Below are 23,984 nucleotides of genomic sequence, written 5' to 3' on the forward strand. Positions count from 1 at the left end.
CATTATACCAGAAAAAGGGAGGTCAATGCTCTTTTTATTTGCATTCTCCCATAAAATCAAGGTTTTTATTGAATTTTGGAACAAAAAAACAGGTAGTTTTTGACACTACCACAGGGAAAAGGAGAGAAAAGATATGAAAGAATTTAAATATGTGATCACCGATGCAGAAGGAATCCATGCTCGTCCGGCAGGAGAATTAGTTAAGGCGGCAAAGGCGTTTGAATGTAGTATTAAGCTTACAAAAGAAGGAAAAACCGGTGATTGTAAGAAAATATTTGGAATTATGGGACTTGGGGTTAAGAAAGACAATGAAGTAACTATTACGTTTGAAGGCGCAGATGAAGAGGCTGCATACGAATCAATTAGCAAATTTATGAAAGAGAACCTGTAAACCATAGCATTGAGGAGATATGGACGATGCAGATATATAAAGGAAAAAGTGTATTCGGCGGAATTGCCATAGGAAAAATTAGTGTTTATAGTAAAGCAGAGCAACAGGTAAAGCGGTTAAAAATAGAGAATGTCGAAAAAGAAGTAGAACGTTATCATGAAGCGACAGCAACTGCAATTCAGCAGCTTCAGGAATTATATGACAAGGCATTGAGAGAAGTCGGCGAGGCAAATGCGGCAATTTTTGAAATTCATCAGATGATGCTGGAAGATGATGATTATGCAGAATCCATAGAAAATATGATTCAAATGCAGAAAGTCAATGCAGAATATGCGGTAGCACAGACTGCAGATAATTTTGCGAAGATGTTTTCTTCGATGGATGACGATTATATGAAAGAGCGTGCAGCGGATGTAAAAGACATATCTGAACGATTATTAACCGTTTTGCAAGGGGAAAAATCTCAAGGTGTAGAATCTCAAGAACCTTCAATTATCGTTGCGGATGATCTGGCACCGTCCGAAACAGTACAGCTTGATAAGGATAAAGTGTTGTCTTTTGTAACCGTGCACGGTTCGCTGAATTCACATTCTGCAATACTTGCCAGAACGATGGGGATTCCGGCATTAGTCGGAACAAAGCTTCCGGTAGATGATACGGTAAATGGAAAACTTGGGATTGTAGATGGTACAAACGGCATTATCTATGTAGATCCGGATGAAGTGACTTTAGGTAAAATGAAAGAGCTTCAGAAGATCGAATTAGAGAAAAAGAAATTACTTGAAACCTTAAAGGGTAAGGAGAATATCACACTTGACGGTCAAAAAATTCTGTTATATGCTAACATTGGTAATACAAAAGATCTGGCAACAGTTTTACAGAATGATGCAGGTGGAATTGGGCTATTTCGAAGTGAATTTATTTATCTTGAGAGAGAGGATTACCCGACAGAAGAAGAGCAGTTTCAAATATATAAGGCTGTAGCAGAAACTATGGCTGGAAAACGTGTTATTATCCGGACATTGGATATCGGTGCAGATAAACAATGTGATTATTTTAAGATGGAAAAAGAAGAGAATCCAGCCATGGGATGTCGAGCAATACGAATTTGTTTGAAACGTCCGGAAATATTCAAAACACAGCTTCGGGCACTTTTCAGGGCCAGTGTGTATGGGAAGATTGCAATCATGTATCCTATGATAACCAGTGTAAAAGAAATACAAAGAATCAAGGATATTGTCACACAGGTGAAGGCTGAATTGGAAGAACAAGGTGTTGAGTATAGAGAGCCAGAGCAGGGAATTATGATTGAAACTCCTGCAGCGGTTATGATAAGTGATCAACTGGCAAAGGAAGTGGATTTCTTTAGTATTGGAACGAATGACCTGACACAGTATACACTGGCGATAGACAGGCAGAATACAGCACTTGATGAATTCTATGATCCCCATCATCCGGCAGTACTGCGGATGATCTCAATGGTAGTGAATAATGCACATAAAGCCGGTATTTGGGTAGGAATTTGCGGAGAACTTGGTGCAGATCGCGAACTTACAAAGGAATTTCTGGTTATGGGAGTTGATGAACTGTCGGTATCTCCTGGAAACATTTTACCTATCCGTAAAATTGTGCGAGAGACAAATGTGAAGGAGTACAAAGAATACCGAAAGTAGACTTTTCATGAAGCCGGAAAAGAATCGGAGGATCATATGCTATCAGAACAGCGTTATGCGTTGATATTAGAAGTTTTAGAGAAAAAACGCAGCATAACTGTAAATGAATTAACAGAATTATTGAATATTTCAGAATCGACAGCAAGAAGAGACATTACAGCTCTTGATAAAGCTGGTAGACTTGTGAAAGTTTTTGGAGGTGCCATCGCACTGGAAGATTCAGTTTTGTCATCAGAGCCTACAGTAGCACAAAAGACAGAAGTTCAGATAGAAGAGAAAAAGAGAATAGCGAAATATGCAGCGTCCTTGATTGAACCAAAAGATTTTGTGTATTTGGACGCAGGAACCACAACAGGATACATGATTGAATATCTTGAGGAAAGAAGTGCAACATTTGTGACAAATGCAGTTGCACATGCACAGAGACTTGCGGCAGAAGGAGTACGTGTTTTCATGATCGGTGGAGAATTAAAAAGCTCTACAGAAGCGATTATTGGAAGTGAAGCTGTGATGGCACTTAAAAATTATCATTTTACAAAAGGATTTTTTGGTACAAATGGAATAAGCAAAGTGCATGGTTTTACAACACCTGATATTAATGAAGCACTTGTGAAGAAAACAGCAATGAATCAATGCAAAAGAGTATATGTCCTGGGAGATTATTCAAAGTATAATGTGATAAGCTCTGTCACTTTTTCGGAATTAAAAGGAAGAAATATTTTAAGTGATCAAATTCCAGAAGAATTTAAAGATATGCCGGAAATAGTTTTGTGTTAATAGGGACGGAGCATTTGCCCCCAGCATCTTGCCACGAGCAGCGCCCTTTGGTCATCCGGATAAAAAAGGTGAAACAGAGGTGGGGACTGGTTCCTTTACCCCCACCCCACCACTCTTCAAGTCTTGATGGTTTAATAAGACTTTACACCTTGAAGCTTAGTAATAGTTTATTCCGGTAATTAGTTTAAAGTAATATCTTCGACATTAACCCCCATTGATGATAACTTGGCGGTTGTGACTTTGATCTGGTAATCAAGTGTTTTGTTTTCGTGATTACCGTTGCTTTGCTTGATTTGTTGAAGAATAGAATATAAATCAATCAGATTATTTATCATCTCTTTGTCACTTGGCATGTATTCGTTCATCCTTTCGTACTCCTTCCATGTAAGAATATACTTACATTATAGGAAAATTTGAAAATAGTGTAAAGCCTTATTAAACTATCAAAGGACAAATCATGGAATGCTTGAGAGTTTTTATTCAGATTTCCATAGAATGGAGAATTGAATTGTTTATTTGAAAAATGTCTATGACTTCCGTATGGAAGAATGCGTGAATTTAATATAGCAGAAAGGGGCCAGGGGGTCAATGAAAATTAGGAAACAAAAGAACGGAAAATTTGATATCGCTTAGCCTCTGGAAGAGCGGTATTCGCCCGGGGATACTCCGTATTTTCTCCTTCGGGATAAAAAACGGGTATTCAGGCAGGTATAACAGCCGGGAGCTTGCAGTATGGCGAAGAAACGTTTCGGGTAACCGTATACGATATCCATGCAGCCGGGCTCTTTTTGAACCAGTTCCATTATGATCTGCTCAAAACATTGCAGAATGCGGAACGTGTTCCTGTAAAAAATGTCAGAAGAAGAGGCGATAAAGTCAAGATAATCCACCTGATCGTTCTGTAAAGTGTTCCGCTTTATGAAATTCACAAGATCCGGAATTTCACGCTGGGAGGAAGAGGGGAAATCGTAGAAGAATCCGGGGCGAAAACTGAGATAAAGAGCGCAGAAGGCACGTTGATAGCTTTCTACATGCGGACTTTCTGGTTGATGAAGCAACAGTCACCGGCGCGATAGTGTTTATGTACTCCCACAATGACGAAATCAAGTTCCCCCCGAAATAACATAGGTAATGACAATTGTCGTTGAGGATGAAAAGCAGAAACAAAAGTGGTTGTACGTTAAAAAATGTCGGTTCTGGCTTTCGTTACTTGTATTTTCTTCTGGAAATCTCTATACTAAATATAGGTAAAGTATTTTCGGGAGGTGGCTGAATGGGCATTTATTTAAACCCTTCTAACGATAAATTCAGTGAAGCAAGAAATTCTGAAATATATGTGGATAAATCTGAACTGATTAAATATACGAATAAAGTTTTGCATACCTCACAAAAATGTATCTGTGTCAGCAGACCCCGTCGGTTTGGAAAGTCCATGGCGGCAAACATGCTGGCTGCATATTATAGCAGAGGATGTGATTCGGAAGCACTGTTTGATGGATTGAAAATTGAAAACAGTCCTGATTTTCATGATTATCTGAACAGGTATGATGTTATCGCACTGAATATGCAGGAGTTCTTGAGTCGAACTCATCATGTTTTGGAAATGCTGAAACTGCTGATAAAGCTGGTAACACGTGAACTGAAACGGGAATATCCGCATGTGGATTATTTTGATCTTGAAGATTTGATTCAGACTATGCAGGATATCTATGCAGAAACGGGACGGAGCTTTATTATTCTGATAGATGAATGGGACTGTGTATTGAGGGAATGTAAGGATGATTTGGCCGGACAAAAGCAATATCTGGATTTTCTTCGGGATTTTCTGAAAGATAAAGGATATATCCATCTTGTATATATGACGGGAATTCTGTCTATTAAAAAATACGGAACCCATTCTGCTTTGAATATGTTCAGAGAATTCTCTATGACAGATGCAGGAGAATTGGCAGAATTTGTTGGATTTACAGAAGCGGAGGTTCAAAATCTCTGTGAAACATATCATGCGGATTTTGAAGAAATGAAGCAGTGGTACAATGGTTACAGGTTAAGAAATGTCGGGGCTGTATATAATCCACAATCTGTGGTATTTAGTATTCTATCAGGTGTGTTTAATAATTATTGGAATCAGACGGAAACGTATGAAGCATTGAAAATATATATTGATTTAAATTATGATGGCCTGAAAAATCAGATTATCCGTATGATGCAAGGGGATTCTGTCAGTATCGATATAGGCAGTTTTAATAATGACATGACTTCATTTGCTTCTCGGGATGATGTACTGACGCTTTTGATACATCTTGGATATTTGGGATATGATTCGCAGTATCAAGAAGCGTTTATACCCAATAATGAAATTCTAAATGAATTTGCAAATGCGGTGCGGAATTCTGATTGGGGAGAAGTTACGAAAGCTTTGGAGTTGTCGAGGGAAACTCTGCAGGCTATATGGAATCAAAATGAAGAATATGTAGCGTGGGCAATCGAACAGTCCCATTTGGAAACATCCTATTTCCAATATAATGATGAGAATGCGCTTAGTTATACGATATCTCTTGCACTCTACGCTGCGAAAAATTATTATACAGTGATAAGGGAGTTACCTGCCGGAAAAGGAAGGGCAGACCTTGTTTTTATCCCAAGAAAACAGTTTCCGGACAAGCCGGCTCTTTTGGTAGAGTTAAAATGGAATCAGGTTACGGAGAGTGCGATTGAACAGATAAAGGATAAAAAATATCCGAAAGCTTTGGAAGAATATCAGGGGAATCTTCTGTTGGTTGGAATCAGTTATGATAAAAAAACAAAGGAACATAAATGTAAAATAGAAGAACTCACGCACTGAATGCGCAATAAAAAGGAGTATAGAAATGAAAAAGCAGACCATTAATTTATGGAACAAAGAGGATTATACTTATCCATGTGCGGGAGAATTTCTTCCCAATATCACGGCTTATCTTCATGAAGATGAAGATGTTCATCCGGCAATGCTCGTGGTGCCGGGCGGCGGATATGCTTTTGTCAGTCCGACAGAGGGCGAAATTGTAGCGAAACGATTTTATGAGGCAGGGTATCAGGCATTTGTTCTTACTTATACGATCAATATGTATCAGCTTGCACCGCTTAAAAAACAGCCGCTTCGGGATATTTCCAGAGCTGTGCGTTATATCCGGAACTTTGCAGAATGTCTGCGTATAAAGTGCGATCAAGTTGTCTGCTGCGGTTTCTCAGCAGGTGCTCATCTTACAGGAAGTCTTGCGGTTCATTATCAGGATCAGGAGCTTACGAAAGAGCCGTATGCTGAGATTTCTAATCGTCCCGATGCAGTGATTCTCTGTTATCCGGTGATCACAAGTGGAGAAAAAGCGCATCGCGGCAGTTTTGATCTGCTTCTTGGAAAAGATGCATCTGAGGAGGAACTTACATGGGCAAGTCTGGAAAAACAGGTGACAGCTGACACGCCTCCGGCTTTTCTGTGGCAGACATTTACGGATGCGACGGTGCCGGTGGAGAATAGTATCATGTATACAAAAGCATGCCACAATGCGGGAGTTCCGTGTGAATTACATTTATTTATGGAAGGAAGACATGGAATGAGCCTTGCAAATGAAGAGTGGGCAACGAACAATATTGGGGAAGACAGTATTTATACGATGATGCAGCAATGGCAGACATTAAAGACGTTGTACAATGTGCGGCCGGAGATGGTGCCGACGATGCTTGCTCCTTCTGCCAAAGCAGAAACACTGAAAGAGTTTGCCGTGGAATGGACGAAAGCAACTGTGGGAATCCGGCAGATGGAGGAACAGCATGCAGATGAATCCGCCATGCAGTGGCCGGATCTGGCACTTACATGGCTGGATAAGATCTTTGTAAGTTAAATTAGTTTATCTTAATTTTTCCCGATATTCTCCTGGGGTAATGCCATATTTTCCTTTAAAAATTTTATAAAAATGTGTTCGGTTGTTAAAACCAAGTTGCAAAGCAATAGAAGAAATGGAAGCGGTTGTATCAGATAGAAGATGCTCCGCTTTCTTTAGTGTAAATGTCATACCATAATCATAAAGGCACATACCGGTATATTTATGAACGATAGTATTCTTTTGTGTCGAGATATTGAAATAATTCACAGATTAACGCTTTTATGGCAAATGTTGAGCCTAATTTTGGAAACAGCATTGCATGAAGCAAATGATCAGATAATTTATGCAGGTCTGAAAGATGACTTTGATTCTGGAAGGCCGGAAAAAAATCTAAATAGTTTTTACCTTTCTCTTTTTGTAAATTTGAGGACATAAACTGAAATACTGAGTTTTCAGAAGCAGTTTCTTCTTTAGGAAAATAAGCTGCCTTGTGAGATCCCAGTAACTCTTTGACAAAATCTATGGACAGACCAATAAACAGAATCTTAGCTTCACCAGTAAATTTTTCAATGTGAACAATGTTCTGATTAATTGGTTTCGTAGGGACGGAGCATCTTGCCACGAGCAGCGCCCTTTGGTCATTTTCGTGTAACAGCTGCAATATCTCTAAAATTGACACATATCTATAAGAAATCCACCTAGTATAATGGTGGATTTTTTTGTATGATAGTATTAACAAAATTACAAGACCAAAAGTAACATCAGAAGAAATGGGAGAATAATACTATGCTGTATATTGAACATTTAACGAAAACATTTGGAGAGAAAAAGGCAGTCGATGATCTGAGTCTTCATATTGCTCCGGGCGAGATCTATGGTTTCATCGGTCATAACGGTGCCGGAAAGACGACGACGCTGAAGTCTGTGGTCGGCATTCAGCAGTTTGATGCCGGTGAGATTACGATTGCCGGAATGTCCATACAGAAGGATCCGCTTACCTGCAAGAAACAGATCGCCTACATTCCGGACAATCCGGATCTTTATGATTTTATGACGGGAATCAAATATCTCAACTTTATCGCTGATATTTTTGGGGTGTCCTCTGAGGTGAGACAGGTACGGATCCGAAAATACGCAGAATTGTTTGAACTGACGGATGATCTGGCACAGCCTATTGCTGCGTATTCCCATGGAATGAAGCAGAAACTGGCAATTATTTCGGCATGGCTTCATGATCCGAAGCTGATCATTATGGATGAGCCATTTGTTGGTCTGGATCCCAAGGCTTCCCATCTCCTGAAAGGGATGATGCGTGAGGTGTGTGATCAGGGCGGAGCAATTTTCTTCTCTACGCATGTACTTGAGGTGGCGGAAAAGCTCTGTGATAAGGTGGCCATTATCAAAGGCGGAAAGCTCATCCGTTCCGGAACGATGGAAGAAGTCAAAGGAGATGACTCTCTGGAAGAAGTATTCCTTGAATTGGAGGGAGAATCATGCTAAAAACACTCGTCAAAAAACAGATGATGGAGATTTTTCGTGGATATTTCTATGACGCGAAGAAGAATAAAAAGCGGTCTAAACTATCGATGATTGGATATATGATCTTATTTGGGGTTATTATGATCGGCCTTCTGGGAGGAATGTTCACATTTCTTTCTATGACGATCTGTCCGGCTCTCTCATCAGCCGGTATGGGCTGGCTTTATTTTGCGATTATGGGGCTGCTTTCTATTTTTCTGGGAGTATTCGGAAGTGTGTTTAATACATACTCTGGATTATATCTTGCCAAAGATAACGATCTTCTGCTTGCCATGCCGATTCCCGTTCGCACGCTCATGGTGTCACGCCTTCTTGGAGTCTTTCTGCTGGGATTTATGTACGCGGCGGTGGTTATCGTGCCGGCAGTCATTGTGTACTGGATCTTTGCTCCGGTAAATGTTTCAGTAATTCTGGGTGGAGTCGTGCTGATCGCGCTGATCTCGATTTTTGTACTTACACTTTCGGCGGCACTTGGATGGGTCGTTGCAAAGATCAGTCTGAAGCTGAAGAATAAGAGCTTTATCACCGTATTTGTATCGCTTGCTTTTCTCGGTGCATATTATTTCTTCTATTTTAAGGCGCAGTCCATGATAGGTGTTCTGATTGCAAATGCAGCGGAATACGGCGGAAAGATCAAAGGAAAAGCATATTTGCTTTACTTATTCGGAAGAATCGGGGAAGGGGACTGGTTGGCGATCACTCTGATGGCAGCGATCATTCTTGCGTTGTTTGCTGTAATGTGGACATTATTGTCACGGAGCTTTCTTAAGATAGCGACAGCTTCCGGCAAAACTGCCAGAGCAGTATATAAAGAAAAGACGGTAAAAATGAGGAGTGTTTCCCGGGCTCTTCTTGCGAAGGAATTCGGTAGGTTTACTGCGAGTCCGAATTATATGTTGAATTGCGGACTGGGCATTCTGATTCTGCCGGTTTGCGGCATACTTCTTCTTGTAAAAGGAGGCATGATTATCAGCATTCTGAATCAGGTGTTCGGTGCAGAAACGGGGACGACTCCCGTACTGGTATGTACCATGATCTGTGTGCTGGTTTCTATGAATGATATGGTGGTTCCGTCTGTCTCACTGGAAGGGAAGAATATCTGGCTTGCACAGTCTCTTCCGGTTACGCCATGGCAGGTCTTGCGCGCCAAGTTATCGGTTCAGTTGTTTCTGACGGGAATTCCGGCACTGTTCTGTTTGGGATGTACTCTGTTTGTACTTCCATATTCACCGGTTCAGATTCTTCTTGTGCTCTTGACGGTAAGCGCTTATGTCGTATTTTCTGCTCTGCTTGGACTTACACTGGGATTAAAAATGCCGAATCTGACCTGGACCAATGAAATTGCACCGATTAAACAGAGCGTGGCCGTGATGGTGGCGATGTTTGGCGGCTGGATTTATTCGGTGGCGTTATGTGGCATCTACCTGATGTGGGCATACAAAATCGGAATGGTGATATATCTTACCATAGTTGCTGCACTGACATTATTGATTTCTGCAGGACTCTATACCTGGATTAAAAAGAGAGGAACAGAAGTGTTTGCGGCGCTGTAAAAGGAAGAAAATAGTATTGGGAAATGATTGGGTAAAATCCGAACTTCGGATTTTACCCATTTTTTCTTTGGAATTTCTTAAGGGTTTGTGTCTGAAAGGATTAAGATATGGGGGTTATAATGGCCTCATCAAAGGGAAAATACTTTGAAATATCTTAAGAGGAGTAGAAATATGGAGGATTTTCAGACGAAAACAGGAATGAAATCAGATAAGAAATGTAATGTCCTGGAATTTCTGGAAGAAACTGAGAGAAAATATCCGGACAGAACAGCGGTGGATGATGGTACGTTTTGTCTTTCGTGGAGAGAAATGAAAGATCTATCGCAGAGAATGGGAACGCTGTTCTGCGAAATATGCGATCAGGGGGAGCCGGTCGTTATATTGGCAGAAAAGAGTGCAAGGACACTCGCGGCTATGTTCGGTGTGGTTTATGCCGGATGTTTTTATGTGATGGTTGATCCGTCCCAGCCGGCGGCGAGAGTTCGGGAAATATTGAAAATACTCGAACCGCAGCTTGTTGTATTGAATAACGAAAATGAAATGCTGTTGGATGAGGCGGGTTACACAAAAAGAAAGTATATTCTCCGGGATACTATCGAGAGAGAAGCCGATATCGGGCGTTTGCAGCAGATACGCCGGCAGAGTCGTGGTACCGATTTGCTGTATGGGATTTTTACATCAGGGTCGACGGGAACACCGAAGGGAATAGTAGTCAGCCATCAGGCAGTGATTGATTTTATCACTCATTTTGTAGAGGCGTTTGGATTTCATGATAAAGACAGAATCGGAAATCAGGCGCCGTTCGATTTTGATGTGTCTGTAAAAGACATTTACACAAGTATATCAACAGGTGCTGCGCTTGTATTAATACCGAAAGAATTATTTTCATTACCTTCGAAGCTGTTAGATTATCTTTGTGAGAAGGAAGTGACTGTTCTCATTTGGGCGGTATCGGCGCTTAGCATGGTGACGGCATTGAAAGGACTTGATTATCGAGTGCCTCGCGGCGTACGGCTGATTGGATTCAGTGGTGAGGTCATGCCGGTCAGACAGCTTAGGATGTGGCAGAAAGCATTGCCGGATACTTCGTTTGTCAATCTGTATGGTCCAACGGAAATCACCTGCAACTGTACTTATTATCCGGTTGAGCGGATGTATGCAGATGGGGAAAAGCTTCCGATCGGAAGAGCCTTTCCGGGGCGAAGGGTGTTCCTTTTGGATGAGCAGGAACAGATCCTACAGGTGCCGGGAAAAATCGGAGAAATCTGTGTGGCAGGGGAATCCTTGTCTGAAGGATATTACAGGAATCCGGAGGAAACGAAGAAACGGTTCCGGATGATTCACTTTTCCGGACAGAAAGAAGAGAGGTGCTATTGCACCGGAGATCTTGGATATTACGATGATGAAGGAATGCTTTATTTTTCCGGCAGGAAGGATTTCCAGATCAAACATATGGGACATCGCATTGAACTGGAAGAGATCGAAAGCACACTGAATCAGGTGGAAGGTGTAGAGAGAAGCTGCTGTCTGATGGATGAGCGGAGAAACAGACTGATCGCATTTTACCTGGGTGGGGCGGATCCGGGAGATGTCAGAGCATATTTGAAAAAGCATTTTCCGGTTTATATGATTCCCCACAAAATACAAAAAACGGAGGAAATGCCGTTAAATAAAAACGGAAAGACTGACAGAAATTATTTCAGAAAAAAACTGGAGGTGGGAATGTGATGGAAATGGAATGTCTGGAACATGGCATCATGAAGTATGGAACGCCGCTTTATATCTATGATATTGACCGGCTCTCCGAAACGGTCGCGTTCTTTCAGGAGAAGCTTCGGGGAAGAGCAGGAATCTGCTTTGCGATGAAAGCAAATTCATTTCTTGTGAAACAAATGGCTGCGCTTACGGATCGGATCGAGGTATGCTCCATGGGGGAATTTGAGATTTGCCGCAAGCTTCAGATCGAACCAGAAAAACTTTTCATATCAGGTGTCCTGAAGAAAAAAGAAGATCTATATGAAATTATGAATTTCTACCGGGGAGCGTGCACATATACAGTCGAATCATTGAATCAGTTCCATTATATGGCTGACTGGTGTGATAGCAATCATGAGGTTATTCCGGTATATCTAAGGCTGACCAGCGGAAATCAGTTCGGGATGGATGAGGAGACGATTCGGAATCTGATCTCGATCCGAAAGATGTGTCCGTATCTGAAGATCCAGGGGGTTCATTATTTTTCCGGGACACAGAAGAAATCGGCTGAAAAGATCAGGAAGGAACTGACATATCTGGATCAGTTTTGCTGTGAACTGGAAGAAAGAACGGGCTATCAGATCGAAGAACTGGAGTACGGACCGGGACTTGCGGTCTCGTATTTCGAGGGCCAGACGGATCATTTAGAAGCGGATGTTGAAGAAATTGCGGAGACACTTGCAAAAATGCGATGGAAAGGAAGTGTGATGCTGGAAATGGGGCGTGCACTTGCGGCAACCTGCGGGTACTATCTTACCACGGTCAGAGATACAAAGAAAAATGGGAATCATTATTACTGCATCGTAGACGGAGGAATCCATCAGATCCATTATGACGGGCAGATCCGTGGCATGTATTTGCCGAGGATCCGCGTCAGCCCTGAAAAAAGTCAGGGAACAAAACGCGAATGGACGATCTGTGGATCTTTGTGTACGGTGAATGATGTGCTGGTACAGAGGGCTGAATTCACAGATCTGAAAGCAGGGAATGTGTTGATATTTGAACGGGCCGGAGCATATGCAATGACGGAAGGAATGGCTTTATTTTTAAGCCATGAACTGCCGCAGGCTGTGTTCTACAGCAAAGAGATGGGCTGGCGGCTCGTACGGGAAGAACAGCAGACTTACGAATGGAATATGGAAAGGGAGACAAAAGATGGAAAAATTATTGGATATATTAATGGAGATTGATGACAGTATTGACTGGAAGGCACAGAAGGCGCTTGTAAATGACAGACTTCTGGATTCGTTTGCGGTGATTTCACTGATTGCGGAACTGGAGGAACAGTTTGACATTGAAATTGAAGCAGCGGAGATCATTCCTGAGAATCTGAATTCTGTGGATGCGATCTGGAAGATGATACAAAGGCTGAAGGAGAATTAACATGGCTTATCATACGTCGATTTATCTGTTCGTGTTTCTGCCTGTTGTACTGCTGGTCTATCAGCTGACTCCGAAAAAGCTGCGGTGGATGACACTGCTCCTTTCCGGATATGTGTTTTTCTGGATGATCAGCGGAAAACTAGTCCTGTATCTGATCGGCACAACATTGTTTACTCATTATATTGGTGTCTGGATGTCCTGGATGAAACTGCAGTGCGAAACTGCAGTTTCCGGACTGACTAAAGAAGAGAGCAGCATCGTAAAAAAGCGATATAAACAGAAAGAAAAATGGATCCTTATAGGTGGTATCCTTGGATTACTCTTGGCACTTGCATACTTGAAATATTATAATTTCTTTGCAAAGAATATAAATGCAATAATAGGAGCTTGGGGAGGCTCGTATGCATTACAGACAAAAGAGCTTCTCCTTCCTATTGGTATCTCTTTCTATACGCTTCAGGCAATCGGCTATATGGCGGATGTATATTGGGGAAAATTGAAAGTAGAGCAGCATCCCGGAAAGCTTGCTCTTTTTCTGGGCTTTTTTCCACAGATCATGGAAGGTCCGATCAGCATGTATTCGCAAATGGCAGACGCGCTCTGGCAAGGGGCACCGATAACCGGAGAGAATCTCTCAAAGGGCAGCGTGCGCATTCTCTGGGGACTATTCAAGAAAATGATCATTGCGGACCGACTTTATGTATTTGTGCAGGCAATCTTTGAACATTATGAAATGTATCACGGTGTTATGATTGCGGCAGCGGCAGTTGCCTATACGGTTCAGCTCTACATGGAGTTCTCCGGATGTATGGACATCATTATTGGAAGCGGAAGGATGTTCGGAATTACGCTTCCCGAGAATTTTCGACAGCCGTTTGCTTCGCGGAGCGCGGCAGAATTCTGGAGACGCTGGCATATTACACTTGGCGTATGGTTTAAGACCTATGTATTTTATCCGGTTTCCGTTTCCGGACTGGTGAAAAGATGGAATAAATTCGGAAGAAAGCATTTGGGAAAGTATTTGACAAAGCTGGGCGTATCAGCTTTGTCACTGTTCCCGGTATGGATCTGCAATGGGCTTTGGCATGGAGCAAGGTGGAGTTACATTTTTTACGGAATGTATTATTTTGTGATTCTGCTCGGCGGTATTGCGATAGAGCCTGTCAGAAATAAGGTGCTTGACGCATGTCACATCAATGAAAATGCATGGTATTTCCGGTTGATTCAGATCCTCAAAACGTGGATGATCATTTTTACCGGAGAATTGTTCTTTCGGGCAAACGGACTGCGTGCAGGAATTTCGATGTTCTTCAGCATGTTTCGGAATTTTGAACTACAACGACTGTGGGATGGAACCATGCTGACATTTGGACTCGATCAAGCAGATTATCTGGTCGTTGTGGTCGGGTGCGTGGTTGTGGCAATTGTAGGAATGATGAAAGAAAGGAATCTGCTGGGAGAGGCAGGACTTCAGAAATTATGTCTGCCGATGAGATGGGCGATTTATTATGGCCTGATTTTGGCAGTTGTAATTCTGGGAGCATATGGAATCGGTTATCAGCAGGTGGATATGATTTATGCAGGATTTTAAAAATATAGGAAAGAGAGCAGGAAAAGTTGCCCTCTTTCTGGCAATCTTATTCGTGATTTTTGAATTGATGGCAGAAAGAATGGAGATTGCCCTGATTAAAAATGACAATCTCGTGCAGAGCAGGAACAAAAGTCTGTTTCGGATCCAGAGGGAACCCCAAGACAGCATTGATGTGATTGTTCTGGGAGACAGCCTGAGTTATGCGTCTATTTCACCGATGGAATTGTGGGAGGAGCATGGAATTACAGGATATGTATGCGGACAGTCAGGACAGAAGATCCAGGAAACCTATCATATGCTGGAAACTGCTTTTGAGACGCAGTCTCCGAAGCTGGTCATACTGGAAACGAACACTTTGTTTCGGGGAAGAACGGGGCTGGAAGGGATCAAGGAAACCATAGAGGCATGGGGAAATTATTATATTCCGATTTTTCGCGGACATGATATCTGGAAATCATTTCTGATCGACAAAAAGTATCCGGAAGAGAGTTATAAAGGGTTTTCGTTCCGCTGTGATGTTCAGCCATATAAAAAAGGAAATTACATGCTGGAAACAGAACAAAAAGAAGAGATGCCTGATATCGTGGTTAAATATATGGAAAGTATTCAAAAACTCTGTTATAAAAAGGGTGCCGAGCTTCTTCTAGTGGGAACCCCATCGCCGGTCAATTGTAATTACCGACGACATAACAGTATCAGTGCTTATGCAGAATCTAATTCTCTGGATTACCTGGATATGAATCTCAGGTTGGATGAAATAGGAATCGACTGGGAAACGGACAGCCTGGATAAGGGAGATCATCTGAATCTGTCAGGAGCAGAGAAAGTGACAAAGTATCTGGGAGACTATCTGGAGGAGCACTATGAGCTTCCGGATCACCGGGGAGAAAATTCTTACAGGGGCTGGGAAAAAGAGGCGCGAGAGTATGAACAGAAGGCGCAATTACATTTGGAACAAATGGCAGCAAAGTAAAGGAATCGCAGGGATAGTCTGTGCATATAATGTGGAAAAGAGATGGGTGAGGAGGAAAAACTATGTTATCAATTGTTCAAACAATTAATGCTTATCTGTCGGACTATATTCTGGTGTTTCTTTTGGTGGCAGTTGGACTTTGGTACACAATTAAGACAAGGTTCGTTCAGGTGAGGTGTTTTGGAGCCGGTCTTAAGAAAATTTTCGGGGATATTTCTTTTAAGGGAGGAGCACACGGAGGCGGAATGAGCTCATTCCAGGCTGTAGCAACAGCAATCGCGGCTCAGGTAGGTACGGGAAATATCGTAGGAGCTGCTGGAGCGATTCTTACCGGTGGACCGGGAGCCATTTTCTGGATGTGGATCATTGCATTTCTGGGAATGGCAACGATTTATGCAGAAGCAACTCTTGCACAAAAGACGAGAATCAAGGATTCAGAAGGGAATATCCAGGGAGGCCCGGTGTACTATATAACCAGGGCATTCCAGGGCAGATTAGGAAAATTCCTGGCCGGATTCTTTGCAGTTGCAATCATTCTGGCGCTTGGTTTCTTTGGATGTATGGTACAGTCCAACTCCATTGGCTCCACAATCCACACAGCATTTGGCATCCCTTCATGGATCGTTGGTGTTGTCCTGGTTGTGATCTGCGCTTTTATCTTTATGGGTGGGGTAGACCGTCTTGCTTCTGTTACTGAAAAACTCGTTCCGGTCATGGCAGCTGTTTTCTTATTAGGAGCGCTGGGGGTGCTGATTGCCCGTATTAAATACGTTCCTGCTACATTTTTCATGATCTTCCGGTATGCATTCCAGCCACAGGCAATCATTGGCGGTGGCCTGGGCGCAGCTTTAAAAATTGCTGTCAGCCAGGGGGCAAAGAGAGGGCTTTTCTCAAACGAAGCCGGCATGGGTTCTACACCGCATGCTCATGCGCTTGCACAGGTTAAGAATGCACATGAACAGGGAACAGTTGCTATGGCAGGTGTGTTTATTGACACATTCGTTGTTTTGACTTTAAATGCGCTGGTTATTATTTCCACATTATATACAGCTGATGGACCTCTTGCGGGAGGATATACAGGTGGCGTGGTGGAAACATTAAATAAAGCGAATCTCGCACAGACCGCATTCGGAGTAGTCTATGGAGAAAAACTAGGATCCGCTTTCGTGGCAGTCTGCCTGTTCTTCTTCGCATTCTCCACGATTCTCGGATGGAATCTGTTCGCGAAAATCAATGTGAATTATCTGTTCGGACCGAAAGCAACCAAGCCGTTTCTTATGATTGCTTTGGTGTTTATTTTCCTTGGAACACTTGCATCCAACGATCTTGTATGGGAACTTTCCGATATGTTTAACCAGCTAATGGTTATTCCAAATGCAATCGCCCTGTTCGCGCTGACGGGTGTGGTTGTAACGAGTATGAAAGAAGACGGAGGAAAGTAATTCATATTGTGATAAATAAAAAGCCGATACATGCTGCATCGGCTGAGAGAAAAGAGAGGATCTATATTAAAGGTGTCTGCCCTTTGGGCGGGCACCTGATTTTTTAGGCGGACATCCTGACATCCATACAGAGTCGGTATCATCTATGATTGCCGGCGTCCTTTTAATTTATGCTTTAAGTATAATAGTAAAATATGGAAAGAATGTGACCATGGACTTAAGAAATTTTGAAAAATATTAAGAACATCTAAAGTACTTATAAAAAATGTATTCTCTATATGATGCAGCTTCAGAATACGGAAAGAATCACTTGACATATATAGATTACCGAGATATAATGAAAATGTAAAATATATAGATTATCGATATATCGAAGATCAACACATGAAAGGGGAAGTATTTATGGCAGTAGATAAAAGTTTAATTTCCGGAAGCACAGCAATGCTGATATTGAAGCTGTTGGAAGAGAAAGATATGTATGGCTATGAGATGATTGAGACGCTTAGGGAGAAGTCGAATAATGTCTTTGAACTGAAGGCGGGGACTCTTTATCCGCTTCTGCATTCAATGGAAGAAAAGGGATGGCTGACCGTTTATGAACAGGAATATGGCGGTAAGCTTCGTAAATATTACCGGTTGACCAGGGAAGGAAAGAAACAGCTTGCTGCAAAGAAAGCAGAGTGGAAGGAATATTCCACGGCCGTTGTGAATGTGTTGGGAGGTGCGCTCTATGACCCGGCTTGATTATTTGAAGCTTTTGACTGACCAGATCCGCTGCAAAAAGGCAAGGCCGATGATTGAAGAAGAATATCAGGCCCATATTGACGACCAGAAGCTGGATTTTATGGCGCAGGGCATGAGTGAAGCGGAAGCAGAAGAAGCGGCTGTGAGGGAGATGGGAGATCCGGTGGAGGCAGGAGTACAGCTTGACAGGATCCACAGACCGAAGATGGATATGAGACTGATTGCTATGATCGTCATGCTTGGTATATCGGGAGTTGCCATACAGGTTTTTCTGGAGAGAACAGCAATACTCTGCGGAGCAGGCGATTACCTCGCAGCATCTTATGATCCGGCGGGACTCAGGTTTATTTTGTGGACGGCAGCAGGAAGCATTTTGATGTTGGGAGTCTGTTTTGTGGATTACACGCTGCTTGGCAAATATGCACTCCGGATCTGGGCAGCAATGATGATGATGATGGCAGTATACCGGGTATTCGGCAGAACCGTGAATGGAATGTATCCAAAACAGGGACTGTTTTACTGTGTTCTGGTTCCGGTTTTTGCGGGTGTTGTTTTTCACTTCCGCGGAGCAGGAAAACAAGGGATGATGAAATGTATTCTCATATTGGTATTATCAACAGTGCTTCCACTGGTTTTAAATTCCAGTGTGTATATGATTTTATTTTATATGACAGGGGGATGCATTTTAATACTTGCCGTTCATAAGCGGTGGTTCGGAAAAGAGAAAAAGCGCCAGTACATACTGATGGCCGGAACGACAGTCTTGCTGCCTGTGGGGATTTTGGGAATCATGATGTCTGCAGGTCAGGTATTTCTTGCAACGTATCAGAGCGATAGGATGAAGCAGATATTCCGCTTTCAGTCTTCCGAAAATTGTTTATATCAGATTGTTTTGGAAAATCTGAAAAATGCAGCAGATGCAGTTGCGGGAAGAGAAGGACTCATAATTGATGAATCAACAAATATGGTTTGGAGTGAAGTGAGAAGTGATTATGTCTGGGTATTTATTTTTAAAGTGCTTGGAACATGGCAGGGGATTCTGTTCACACTTGCATTGGCAGGGTTCCTGGGGGTTTTGATCTGGATCGTGCGAAAACAAAAGAATCAGCTCGGCTATGTGGTCGGAATGGCATGTGTTTTGATGATGACCGCGGAGATTCTGGTGTATCTGGGGACGAATTCAGGAGTTTTTTATCCTGTATCGGTGTATATGCCGTTCTTTAGCTATGGAGGAAGTAATATGATGGTTACCTATTTGTATATGGGGATTCTACTGTCTATTACCAGAAATCAGAATGTTGTGAAAGCGGGATAACCTTTTGAATCCATGAGTTTGGGTTACGTTTTGCGAAAACAGAACATTGTGTTCGAGACTTGTACATTGTATGCAAAATAGTACAAGATTGTTAAAAAAATGACTGGGAAAAGAAGAAAACTCATGTTATGATTTGAATCAGAAACGAGATACATTATTATGATTGAGAAAATTCTTTTTGGAGGGTAAGAAGTTGAGAAACGCAGACGCAAATGTAATCAAGATCAAACATGAAGTGTTGGAAGAAGTAGCACGTCTGGCTTTTGACGGGGAACTTGAGGAGCATAAGGACGATATTGCAATGAAGTTGATTCCGGGCCCGCTCCCGCAGTTCCGTTGTTGCATTTACAAGGAACGTGAGATTATCAGACAGCGTGTTCGTCTGGCTGAAGGAAAAGCGCCTGGAATTAAGAATGATGGAAATGTAATACAGGTTATCAGTTCGGCATGTGAGGACTGTCCCATTTCCAGCTATGTTGTGACAGAAAACTGTCAGAATTGTCTGGGAAAAGCATGTATCAATGCCTGTAAATTCGGTGCAATTGAAGCGGGACGTGACCGTTCCCACATTGATGCTTCCAAATGTAAAGAATGTGGAAAATGCGCACAGGCCTGTCCGTACAATGCAATTGCTCATTTGAAGAGACCATGCAAATTCAGCTGTCCGGTAGATGCGATTTATTATGATGAAAATGGTATTTCCGTTATCGATGATTCAAAGTGTATTCGTTGTGGAAAATGTGTTCACAGTTGTCCGTTCGGAGCAATCGGATACAAATCCTCCATTGTAAATGTAATTAAAGCAATCAAATCCGGTAAGAAAGTATACGCGATGCTGGCACCGGCAACAGAAGGACAGTTCGGTGTGGACATCACCATGGAAAGCTGGAAAAAAGCAATGAAAGAAGTTGGATTTACGGACTTCATTGAAGTGGGACTTGGTGGTGATCTAACTGCGAAATATGAAGCAGAAGAATGGGTTGAAGCCTATAAAGACGGACGTAAAAAAGTAACCTCCTGCTGTCCGGGATTTGTCAATCTGGTACGGAAGCATTATCCGGAATTGAGTGATATGATCTCTACAACGGTTTCTCCGATGTGTGCAGTTTCCCGCCTGGTGAAGGCAAAAGAACCAGATGCGGTTACCGTATTTATCGGACCATGTCTTGCAAAGAAATCAGAGATTGCAGATCAGAGGATTGAAGGAAATGCAGACTATGCCCTGACTTACAGTGAAATCCGTGCAATTATGCGTGCGAAGGGCGTTGCTTTGGAACCGGCAGACAATACTTATCAGGAATCTTCTGTATTTGGAAAGCGATTCGGAAATTCCGGCGGTGTTTCGGATGCTGTGATGCAGAGTATGAAGGAAGCCGGTGAAGAACTGGATATTAAAGTGTACAAGGCAAATGGTGCAGTTGAATGTAAGAAATCACTGCTGCTTATGAAAGTCGGACGTCTGCCTGAGGATTTCATCGAAGGAATGGCTTGTGAAGGCGGATGTGTCGGAGGACCAAGTGCTTTTAAAGATCAGATGCTCGCAAAGAAATCCAGAGATTCGCTGATCAAAGAAGCAGATGCGAGAGGAATCTGTGAGAACCTGAAGAATTATGATGAGACTTCATTCTCTATGCACAGAGAATAAACATTATTAAAAAGGGAGTGCTGAGGCGCTCCCTTTTTTTAGATTCTAATTTGAGACCATGGATTATTTTGATATTTTAAATACGACACCCTCATCCTTCCAGACCTGATCGGTATAGTGAATCTCCAGATTCATCCAGTCTGTCGGAACTTCCAGACAGAGATACCCACTTAGTGAAGAACCGGGAGCAATGGAACCATCCATCTGCTGACGGTCCGTGTTCGCGGCAAGGGCGGTAAAAGCATTGACGCTATAGTCAAGCTTTATTTCATTACAATAGGATTCAAAACTTGCCATGCTGCTGACGGTGATATCCTTTTCCGCCTGATTGGTAATCGTAAGGTTGACAAAGACAAATACATTGCCTTCCTGAGGGGAAGCCCATTCGTCACCTTTGGATTCCTCGTAATCGGTTACCTGAATGGAGATATCATTCAGCGTAGCGGTGTCGCCAAGTGCATAGGAGGTGTCATCTCCACCCGTTTTTGTGGTATCATCTGTCTGAGGATCCTGAGAATCCTGGGATGACTTTGTAAACGGAAGTAGATCTTTGCTGATTAGACCGGATTTTACGGCGACAACTACGATCAGGATGACTGCGAGCAGGAAAATCAGAATCATTCCTGCTAATTGTTTCTTTTTCTTTTTGGACCTTCTTCCGGATCTGCTTTGACTGGATGAAGAACGTTTGCCTGATTTGGGGGAAGAACCTTTTGATTTCCGGTTGCTGCCTTCTGACCGTTCAGTCTTCCGTCCGGGCTTTTCCGGTTCCGAAGGTTCTATTGCATCTTCTGTATCATAAAGTGTATAATCTGTATGATCATCATCAGTCTCATCTGGTATCAGGGATGTTGCCGGATAACGTTTCCGGCAGGAATCGCAGAGATAATATCCCGGATACTTTTTACTGGGACGTACATCAGATCCACATCTGGGGCATTTCATATGGTACTCTCCTCTATATATTTCTCTAATTTTGCTGTATGCAAATTTAAGTGCCTATGTGGACATTATAGCATATCAAAGTAAAAAAACAAGTAAAGGTCACAGAATATTTAGAAATCCATGGAATGGATTTCTTGTTTTCCGGATAGGAAAGTGTTATGATTATCATAAGTATCGGCTTCATTTGGGTAAGAAAAATACCGATGGATAGAAGAAAGCGAGGCAGAGAACATGGATTATAAAGAGGTACTTGAAAATGCAAGAGAATCGATAGGAAATTATTGTAAAGCCTGTCCGGTATGTAATGGAAAAGCATGTGGGAAACAGATACCGGGACCGGGAGCGAAAGGTGTTGGGGACACGGCTATTCGCAATTATGAGAAATGGCAGGAGATCCGTGTAAACATGGATACCATCTGTGACGGAGGAGTAATAGATTCATCCTGTGAGCTGTTCGGACAGAAGTTTGCGTATCCGTTTTTTGCCGGTCCGGTTGGTGCAGTGAATTTACATTATAGTGAGAAATATGATGATATTTCCTATAATCAGGTTCTTGTATCTGCATGTGCGCAGAATGGAATTGCGGCATTTACCGGAGACGGAGTGAATCCGCTGGTTATGGAAGGAGCGACTGCGGCAATCAAGGAGAGCGGCGGCATGGGTGTTCCGACCATCAAACCGTGGAATCTGGAAACGATTCAGGAGAAAATGCAGTTGGCGATCGAATCAGGAACATTTGCGGTTGCCATGGATGTGGATGCTGCCGGACTTCCGTTTCTGAAAAACATGACACCGCCGGCAGGAAGCATGAACGTCAAGGAACTTGCGGAAATTGTGAATATGGCAGGCGTGCCGTTTATCGTGAAAGGTGTTATGACGGTCAAAGGAGCGCTGAAAGCAAAAGAAGCAGGAGCAGCAGCAATCGTGGTTTCCAATCACGGAGGACGTGTTCTGGATCAGTGCCCGGCGACGGCAGAAGTCCTGGAAGAAATTGCAGACGCAGTAGGAGATTCTATGAAGATTCTGGTGGACGGCGGAATCCGCTCCGGAACAGATATCTTTAAAGCACTTGCACTCGGAGCAGACGGAGTTCTGATCTGCAGACCGTTTGTTGTTTCTGTGTATGGAGGCGGGGCAGAAGGCGTGAAGACCTATATTGAAAAGCTGGGAGCTGAACTGAAAGACACGATGCAGATGTGCGGGGCACATTCTCTGAGTGAAATCACCAGAGATATGGTGCGTTACTGCTAGATAAAGGAGATACAAAAAGTTATGGGGATGAAAGTGAATGCAGAACTGCCATTGCCGGCAGATTTGAAAAATGAATATCCGTTATCGGAAAAGATCAAGGAGATCAAGGCAAAAAGAGACGCGGAGATCAGAGATATTTTTACTGGAAAATCCGATAAATTTGTTGTCATTATCGGACCTTGTTCAGCGGATAATGAAGATTCTGTCTGCGAATATGTGAATCGTCTGGCTGAAGTAAATGAAAAAGTTTCTGAAAAATTGATGATCATTCCAAGAATTTATACGAATAAACCCAGAACAACAGGAGAAGGATATAAAGGAATGCTGCATCAGCCGGATCCGGATAAGGCTCCGGATCTTCTGGCAGGGATTATCGCGATCCGAAAAATGCATATCCGTGCGATTGAAGAGACGCATCTGACCGCTGCCGATGAGATGCTGTATCCGGAAAACAGAAGTTATCTGGATGATATCTTATCTTACGAAGCAATCGGGGCCCGTTCCGTTGAGAATCAGCAGCATCGTCTGACAGCAAGCGGTATGGATATTCCCATCGGCATGAAGAACCCGACCAGTGGAGATCTGGGAGTCATGCTGAATTCCGTTGTGGCTGCACAAAGCGGACATCGCTTTATTTACCGTGGACAGGATGTGTCGACAGACGGAAATGAGCTTGCACATGTGATTCTACGAGGCGGTGTTGATAAATACGGAACCTGTATTCCGAACTATCACTATGAAGACTTGAGAAGATTGGAGAGTCTGTATTATAAGAAAGATTTGAAGAATCCGGCGGTTATCATAGATGCCAACCATTCTAACTCGAATAAACAGTACAAAGAGCAGCTGAGAATTGTAAGCGAAGTGCTGCATACACGGAAATACAATCCGGATCTTCGCGGACTGGTGAAAGGGGTTATGGTAGAGAGTTATCTGCTGGAAGGCCGCCAGGATATCTGTTCTCATATGGAATACGGAAGATCGATCACAGATCCATGTATTGGATGGGAAGATACGGAAAAATTAATTTATAAGATAGCAGAAGAATGCTAAAGAGACAGCGGGGAAGGTTTTTGGGGGGGGGGGGGGGGGGGGGGGGGGGGGGGGGGGGGGGGGGGGGGGGGGGGGGGGGGGGGGGGGGGGG

Annotated in this window: 23 protein-coding genes; 19 read left to right on the forward strand and 4 right to left on the reverse strand. The window is 42.8% G+C overall.

Annotated features, from left to right (window positions below):
- Positions 1 to 133: 133 nt before the first annotated feature.
- From ACTNB3_RS15935 to ACTNB3_RS15945, 3 genes are read left to right on the forward strand one after another with little or no spacing between them, the layout of a single operon-like run.
- Complete coding sequence (locus ACTNB3_RS15935; RefSeq protein WP_427820896.1) at positions 134 to 391, forward strand: HPr family phosphocarrier protein; 258 nt, start codon at positions 134 to 136, stop codon at positions 389 to 391.
- A 26-nt stretch (positions 392 to 417) separates the two neighbouring features.
- On the forward strand, positions 418 to 2,064 hold the full coding sequence (gene ptsP, locus ACTNB3_RS15940; RefSeq protein WP_441026821.1) for a phosphoenolpyruvate--protein phosphotransferase: 1,647 nt from the start codon (positions 418 to 420) through the stop codon (positions 2,062 to 2,064).
- A gap of 36 nt (positions 2,065 to 2,100) precedes the next feature.
- The gene (locus ACTNB3_RS15945) at positions 2,101 to 2,841 is read left to right on the forward strand and encodes a DeoR/GlpR family DNA-binding transcription regulator (RefSeq protein ID WP_441026823.1); all 741 of its coding nucleotides are present in this window, start codon (positions 2,101 to 2,103) and stop codon (positions 2,839 to 2,841) included.
- A gap of 179 nt (positions 2,842 to 3,020) precedes the next feature.
- Here the strand turns inward: ACTNB3_RS15945 and ACTNB3_RS15950 are convergent, their stop codons facing one another.
- On the reverse strand, positions 3,021 to 3,206 hold the full coding sequence (locus tag ACTNB3_RS15950; RefSeq protein WP_427808656.1) for a hypothetical protein: 186 nt from the start codon (positions 3,204 to 3,206) through the stop codon (positions 3,021 to 3,023).
- A gap of 360 nt (positions 3,207 to 3,566) precedes the next feature.
- On the opposite strand from ACTNB3_RS15950, the gene ACTNB3_RS15955 reads away from it, so the two are divergent.
- The 3 genes from ACTNB3_RS15955 (at position 3,567) to ACTNB3_RS15965 (ending at position 6,722) form a co-directional block, all read left to right on the forward strand.
- Positions 3,567 to 3,746, forward strand: a complete 180-nt coding sequence (locus ACTNB3_RS15955) for a hypothetical protein (protein ID WP_427820722.1) — start codon at positions 3,567 to 3,569, stop codon at positions 3,744 to 3,746.
- A gap of 368 nt (positions 3,747 to 4,114) precedes the next feature.
- A complete protein-coding gene (locus tag ACTNB3_RS15960) occupies positions 4,115 to 5,686 on the forward strand; it encodes an AAA family ATPase (RefSeq protein WP_441026825.1) in 1,572 nt (523 codons plus the stop codon).
- A 25-nt stretch (positions 5,687 to 5,711) separates the two neighbouring features.
- Positions 5,712 to 6,722, forward strand: a complete 1,011-nt coding sequence (locus ACTNB3_RS15965) for an alpha/beta hydrolase (protein ID WP_427808648.1) — start codon at positions 5,712 to 5,714, stop codon at positions 6,720 to 6,722.
- A 6-nt stretch (positions 6,723 to 6,728) separates the two neighbouring features.
- On the opposite strand, the gene ACTNB3_RS15970 is transcribed toward ACTNB3_RS15965, so the two are convergent.
- The gene (locus ACTNB3_RS15970; RefSeq protein WP_427808646.1) at positions 6,729 to 6,914 is read right to left on the reverse strand and encodes a helix-turn-helix domain-containing protein; all 186 of its coding nucleotides are present in this window, start codon (positions 6,912 to 6,914) and stop codon (positions 6,729 to 6,731) included.
- A 10-nt stretch (positions 6,915 to 6,924) separates the two neighbouring features.
- Complete coding sequence (locus ACTNB3_RS15975) at positions 6,925 to 7,383, reverse strand: hypothetical protein (RefSeq protein WP_441026828.1); 459 nt, start codon at positions 7,381 to 7,383, stop codon at positions 6,925 to 6,927.
- Positions 7,384 to 7,490: 107 nt separating this feature from the next.
- Between ACTNB3_RS15975 and ACTNB3_RS15980 the strand changes: the two genes are divergently transcribed.
- The 11 genes from ACTNB3_RS15980 to ACTNB3_RS16030 all read left to right on the forward strand — a co-directional run bounded on the left by ACTNB3_RS15980 (position 7,491) and on the right by ACTNB3_RS16030 (position 20,644).
- Complete coding sequence (locus tag ACTNB3_RS15980) at positions 7,491 to 8,204, forward strand: ABC transporter ATP-binding protein (protein WP_441026830.1); 714 nt, start codon at positions 7,491 to 7,493, stop codon at positions 8,202 to 8,204.
- A complete protein-coding gene (locus ACTNB3_RS15985; RefSeq protein ID WP_427808640.1) occupies positions 8,198 to 9,796 on the forward strand; it encodes a putative ABC transporter permease subunit in 1,599 nt (532 codons plus the stop codon). Before ACTNB3_RS15980 ends, ACTNB3_RS15985 begins: the two co-directional genes overlap by 7 nt.
- Positions 9,797 to 9,967: 171 nt before the next feature.
- Entirely contained in the window at positions 9,968 to 11,524 is a 1,557-nt protein-coding gene (locus tag ACTNB3_RS15990; RefSeq protein ID WP_427820726.1) for an amino acid adenylation domain-containing protein, read from the forward strand.
- A complete protein-coding gene (locus ACTNB3_RS15995) occupies positions 11,524 to 12,741 on the forward strand; it encodes a diaminopimelate decarboxylase family protein (RefSeq protein ID WP_441026838.1) in 1,218 nt (405 codons plus the stop codon). The genes ACTNB3_RS15990 and ACTNB3_RS15995 overlap by 1 nt, the downstream gene beginning before the upstream one ends.
- A complete protein-coding gene (locus tag ACTNB3_RS16000) occupies positions 12,707 to 12,934 on the forward strand; it encodes a phosphopantetheine-binding protein (protein WP_427820727.1) in 228 nt (75 codons plus the stop codon). The genes ACTNB3_RS15995 and ACTNB3_RS16000 overlap by 35 nt, the downstream gene beginning before the upstream one ends.
- Before the next feature lies 1 nt (position 12,935).
- Entirely contained in the window at positions 12,936 to 14,525 is a 1,590-nt protein-coding gene (locus ACTNB3_RS16005) for an MBOAT family O-acyltransferase (protein WP_441026832.1), read from the forward strand.
- A complete protein-coding gene (locus tag ACTNB3_RS16010) occupies positions 14,512 to 15,498 on the forward strand; it encodes an SGNH/GDSL hydrolase family protein (protein ID WP_427808628.1) in 987 nt (328 codons plus the stop codon). The genes ACTNB3_RS16005 and ACTNB3_RS16010 overlap by 14 nt, the downstream gene beginning before the upstream one ends.
- A 62-nt stretch (positions 15,499 to 15,560) precedes the next feature.
- Entirely contained in the window at positions 15,561 to 16,940 is a 1,380-nt protein-coding gene (locus ACTNB3_RS16015; RefSeq protein ID WP_427820729.1) for an alanine/glycine:cation symporter family protein, read from the forward strand.
- A 402-nt stretch (positions 16,941 to 17,342) separates the two neighbouring features.
- Positions 17,343 to 17,684, forward strand: a complete 342-nt coding sequence (locus ACTNB3_RS16020; protein WP_427808624.1) for a PadR family transcriptional regulator — start codon at positions 17,343 to 17,345, stop codon at positions 17,682 to 17,684.
- Positions 17,671 to 18,999 (forward strand): permease prefix domain 1-containing protein, encoded by a 1,329-nt coding sequence (locus ACTNB3_RS16025; protein ID WP_427820730.1) that lies wholly within the window; start codon positions 17,671 to 17,673, stop codon positions 18,997 to 18,999. Before ACTNB3_RS16020 ends, ACTNB3_RS16025 begins: the two co-directional genes overlap by 14 nt.
- Positions 19,000 to 19,192: 193 nt before the next feature.
- The gene (locus tag ACTNB3_RS16030; RefSeq protein ID WP_427808620.1) at positions 19,193 to 20,644 is read left to right on the forward strand and encodes a 4Fe-4S dicluster domain-containing protein; all 1,452 of its coding nucleotides are present in this window, start codon (positions 19,193 to 19,195) and stop codon (positions 20,642 to 20,644) included.
- A 63-nt stretch (positions 20,645 to 20,707) separates the two neighbouring features.
- Here the strand turns inward: ACTNB3_RS16030 and ACTNB3_RS16035 are convergent, their stop codons facing one another.
- Positions 20,708 to 21,589: a DUF4352 domain-containing protein gene (locus ACTNB3_RS16035; RefSeq protein ID WP_427820731.1), complete on the reverse strand. Its 882-nt coding sequence runs from the start codon at positions 21,587 to 21,589 to the stop codon at positions 20,708 to 20,710.
- A gap of 231 nt (positions 21,590 to 21,820) precedes the next feature.
- Between ACTNB3_RS16035 and ACTNB3_RS16040 the strand changes: the two genes are divergently transcribed.
- Both ACTNB3_RS16040 and ACTNB3_RS16045 read left to right on the forward strand, forming a co-directional pair.
- Entirely contained in the window at positions 21,821 to 22,840 is a 1,020-nt protein-coding gene (locus tag ACTNB3_RS16040; protein WP_441026835.1) for an alpha-hydroxy-acid oxidizing protein, read from the forward strand.
- 21 nt (positions 22,841 to 22,861) lie between these two features.
- The gene (locus ACTNB3_RS16045) at positions 22,862 to 23,893 is read left to right on the forward strand and encodes a 3-deoxy-7-phosphoheptulonate synthase (RefSeq protein WP_427808614.1); all 1,032 of its coding nucleotides are present in this window, start codon (positions 22,862 to 22,864) and stop codon (positions 23,891 to 23,893) included.
- The last annotated feature ends 91 nt before the right edge of the window (positions 23,894 to 23,984 follow it).

It is taken from the genome of Bariatricus sp. HCP28S3_D3 (assembly GCF_052065755.1).
GTDB lineage: Bacteria > Bacillota > Clostridia > Lachnospirales > Lachnospiraceae > Allocoprococcus.

What these genes read in the sequence shown, in the direction of transcription:
- ACTNB3_RS15935 (WP_427820896.1), top strand. Translation starts at nt 134, where the DNA reads ATGAAAGAATTTAAATATGTGATCACCGATGCAGAAGGAATCCATGCT.
- ptsP (WP_441026821.1), top strand. Translation starts at nt 418, where the DNA reads ATGCAGATATATAAAGGAAAAAGTGTATTCGGCGGAATTGCCATAGGA.
- ACTNB3_RS15945 (WP_441026823.1), top strand. Translation starts at nt 2,101, where the DNA reads ATGCTATCAGAACAGCGTTATGCGTTGATATTAGAAGTTTTAGAGAAA.
- ACTNB3_RS15950 (WP_427808656.1), bottom strand. Translation starts at nt 3,206, where the DNA reads ATGAACGAATACATGCCAAGTGACAAAGAGATGATAAATAATCTGATT.
- ACTNB3_RS15960 (WP_441026825.1), top strand. Translation starts at nt 4,115, where the DNA reads ATGGGCATTTATTTAAACCCTTCTAACGATAAATTCAGTGAAGCAAGA.
- ACTNB3_RS15965 (WP_427808648.1), top strand. Translation starts at nt 5,712, where the DNA reads ATGAAAAAGCAGACCATTAATTTATGGAACAAAGAGGATTATACTTAT.
- ACTNB3_RS15970 (WP_427808646.1), bottom strand. Translation starts at nt 6,914, where the DNA reads ATGTGCCTTTATGATTATGGTATGACATTTACACTAAAGAAAGCGGAG.
- ACTNB3_RS15980 (WP_441026830.1), top strand. Translation starts at nt 7,491, where the DNA reads ATGCTGTATATTGAACATTTAACGAAAACATTTGGAGAGAAAAAGGCA.
- ACTNB3_RS15985 (WP_427808640.1), top strand. Translation starts at nt 8,198, where the DNA reads ATGCTAAAAACACTCGTCAAAAAACAGATGATGGAGATTTTTCGTGGA.
- ACTNB3_RS15990 (WP_427820726.1), top strand. Translation starts at nt 9,968, where the DNA reads ATGGAGGATTTTCAGACGAAAACAGGAATGAAATCAGATAAGAAATGT.
- ACTNB3_RS15995 (WP_441026838.1), top strand. Translation starts at nt 11,524, where the DNA reads ATGGAAATGGAATGTCTGGAACATGGCATCATGAAGTATGGAACGCCG.
- ACTNB3_RS16000 (WP_427820727.1), top strand. Translation starts at nt 12,707, where the DNA reads ATGGAAAAATTATTGGATATATTAATGGAGATTGATGACAGTATTGAC.
- ACTNB3_RS16005 (WP_441026832.1), top strand. Translation starts at nt 12,936, where the DNA reads ATGGCTTATCATACGTCGATTTATCTGTTCGTGTTTCTGCCTGTTGTA.
- ACTNB3_RS16010 (WP_427808628.1), top strand. Translation starts at nt 14,512, where the DNA reads ATGCAGGATTTTAAAAATATAGGAAAGAGAGCAGGAAAAGTTGCCCTC.
- ACTNB3_RS16015 (WP_427820729.1), top strand. Translation starts at nt 15,561, where the DNA reads ATGTTATCAATTGTTCAAACAATTAATGCTTATCTGTCGGACTATATT.
- ACTNB3_RS16020 (WP_427808624.1), top strand. Translation starts at nt 17,343, where the DNA reads ATGGCAGTAGATAAAAGTTTAATTTCCGGAAGCACAGCAATGCTGATA.
- ACTNB3_RS16025 (WP_427820730.1), top strand. Translation starts at nt 17,671, where the DNA reads ATGACCCGGCTTGATTATTTGAAGCTTTTGACTGACCAGATCCGCTGC.
- ACTNB3_RS16035 (WP_427820731.1), bottom strand. Translation starts at nt 21,589, where the DNA reads ATGAAATGCCCCAGATGTGGATCTGATGTACGTCCCAGTAAAAAGTAT.
- ACTNB3_RS16040 (WP_441026835.1), top strand. Translation starts at nt 21,821, where the DNA reads ATGGATTATAAAGAGGTACTTGAAAATGCAAGAGAATCGATAGGAAAT.
- ACTNB3_RS16045 (WP_427808614.1), top strand. Translation starts at nt 22,862, where the DNA reads ATGGGGATGAAAGTGAATGCAGAACTGCCATTGCCGGCAGATTTGAAA.